Below are 2,186 nucleotides of genomic sequence, written 5' to 3'. Positions count from 1 at the left end.
GCGGACCGGGCGGCTCTCCCCCGGCCGCCCTGGCCGCCCTGGCCGCCGGGTCAGCCGGGTCAGCCGGCGGTCGGGACCACCGGTTCCCGCCCCTGGCTGACCGCCACCAGCAACTCCTCGGTGCTGGACGGGACAAGTCCGTCCGATCTGCCGGCGAAGTAGCGGCGGCCAAGGTTCTCGGCCGACACCTGCCGTGCCGCGCCAAGACCGGCGTCGCGGGCCAGCGCCAGCATCTCCTGCGGGGCGTAGAAGCTGAGGAAGGGCGTGCCGGCGGCTCGCGCCGCGCGCTCGGTCGCCTCCCGCAGGGGGCGCTCCGCCGATTCGACGAGTTCCAGCGGCAGCATGAACGTCATGGCCAGCGTGGAGCCGGGGGCCAAGTCCGCGACGAGGCGCAGCGTGGCCTCGGTCGCGTCCCTGGTCAGGTACATGGAGACGCCGGCGGAGGCGACGACCGCCGGGCGGCCCGCGTCGAAACCAGCGTCCGCCAACCCCTGCCGCCAGGAGCCGCCCGCCTCGAAGTCCACGGGCACGAACCGCAGCCAGGCCGGGGCGCCGAGACCGAGCTCGGTCAGGCGCCGCCGCTTCCACTCCTGCGGACCGGGCTGGTCGACCTCGAACACCCGCATGCCGGCGGCGGGCCGCGACCGACGCTGGGCGAAGGTGTCCAGGCCGGCGCCGAGGATGACGTACTGGTCGACGCCGAGGCCGGCCTGTTCGACGACCAGATCCTCGATGAAGCGTGCACGCGCCACGATGGACGCGCGGGTTCGGCTCGTGCTGGCCAGGTCCATGTCCGGGCGACGCAGCCAGCCGTCGTCCGGCGCCGCCAGTCGCAGGCCGATCTCGTCCTCGAACACGTGCGGCGGCGGGTCGACCTGGACGTGGACGGCCCGCCACAGCGCGACCCGCACCGCCGTGTTGTCCGGCCCCGCGGTTCGCAGCCCATTGATCATCGTGTCGTTCCTCTCGGCGATTTCCGTCTGTGGCGGCGCCCGGCGCACCGCTTCACCGCGCGGATGGCATCGGCGCGTAGGCGAACGTCGATCGACTCGGACTGCCGTCAGTAGGATGCTAGCATCCTAGTCGAGGGTTGCGAGCCCTTCCGGAGTCGAGGAGGCAACCCGACTGCCGGCGGGGGCGCGGGGGCGCGCACCGCACCCGGCACGGGGTGATCCGCCGACGACGGGACGTACGAGGTGTCGGCGACACGCAGTCAAAAACAACTGAGTGTTGCATACTTATGAACCTGTGGTGACCATGACCGAAACTCATCTTTTATCGACCGGAAACCGCCCGTCGATCGCCGGGTTGGACAGTGTTGGCGTGATGAACATCGGCGCGGCTGCGGACGCCACCTGGCGTGACGCGGTCGCCCGGTGCCCCAAGAAGATGGATCACGGCCCCTGCGGAGGAGTCCAGGCCGACGGTCGCTGCGAGGTTCCGGGCCTCGGCCGGTGCCCCTTCCTGGCTGCTCTCGAGGCCTGGCCGTACCCCGACCCGCCCACCCCCGCGGGCCGGTCAGCCCGGCCGGTATCGGCCCCACAGACGTCAGCCCCACAGGCATCGGCCCCGCAGGCATCGGCCCGATCCGCGGCGGCTGCGGCTTTTCTCGCGGCCGCCGCGGTGCGACCGGTGATCGTGGCCGACCTGCCGGCGGCGGCGATGTCAGCGGACAGCCTGCGCGCGTGCGGCGCACAGCTCGCACCGGTGGCCGACGCCTGCCTCATCGGCGATCACGGCGGCGCCCGCGTCCAGTTCCCACCGTCCTACCGGGCCAGGCTGCTGACCGATGCCGGCATGTCCGTCTGGGCCGGCGTCAACTGCCGCGACCGCAACCGGGTGGCGATCGAGGGGGAGATCGCCGCCTGCGTCGATGCCGGCGTGACCGGCCTGCACTGTGTGACCGGCGATCATCCCGCGCTCGGTCACCGCGCCGACGCGGCCGGCGTGTTCGATCTGGACTGCATTGACGTCGTCGGCCTGGCCCGGAACCGCGGGGCGCTGGTCTCGGTGGCACACGCGCCGGCCGCGCCGCCCGTTTCCCGCCGGACCTCCCGCCTGCTCGCCAAGGCCGACGCCGGGGCCGAGGTGGTGTTCGTCGATCACTGCGGCGGCCCGGCGGCGGTCGGCGACGCCGTGGCCGAGCTGCGCGCAGCCGGGTTCGGCGGCCTCGTGCTGGGCTGCGT

At 73.2% G+C, this 2,186-nt stretch carries 2 protein-coding genes; one reads left to right on the top strand and one right to left on the bottom strand.

The genetic code is table 11. The annotated features are described in order from the left end of the window. Positions 1-59: 59 nt before the first annotated feature. Complete coding sequence (locus ND748_RS30520; RefSeq protein ID WP_251749742.1) at positions 60-953, bottom strand: class I SAM-dependent methyltransferase; 894 nt, start codon at positions 951-953, stop codon at positions 60-62. 304 nt (positions 954-1,257) lie between these two features. On the opposite strand from ND748_RS30520, the gene ND748_RS30515 reads away from it, so the two are divergent. After that, on the top strand, positions 1,258-2,186 hold a 929-nt coding region (locus ND748_RS30515; protein ID WP_251749740.1), incomplete at its 3' end, for a methylenetetrahydrofolate reductase C-terminal domain-containing protein.

The sequence above is a fragment of the Frankia sp. AiPs1 genome (genome assembly GCF_023716945.1).
In the GTDB taxonomy this organism is placed as follows: Bacteria; Actinomycetota; Actinomycetes; order Frankiales; family Frankiaceae; genus Frankia.
Note: the sequence above shows the minus strand (reverse complement) of the source record. Positions and strands in the feature narration are given on the sequence as shown.

Excerpts from the sequence above, each read along its gene's own strand:
- ND748_RS30520 (WP_251749742.1), bottom strand. The coding sequence starts at position 953 with ATGATCAATGGGCTGCGAACCGCGGGGCCGGACAACACGGCGGTGCGG.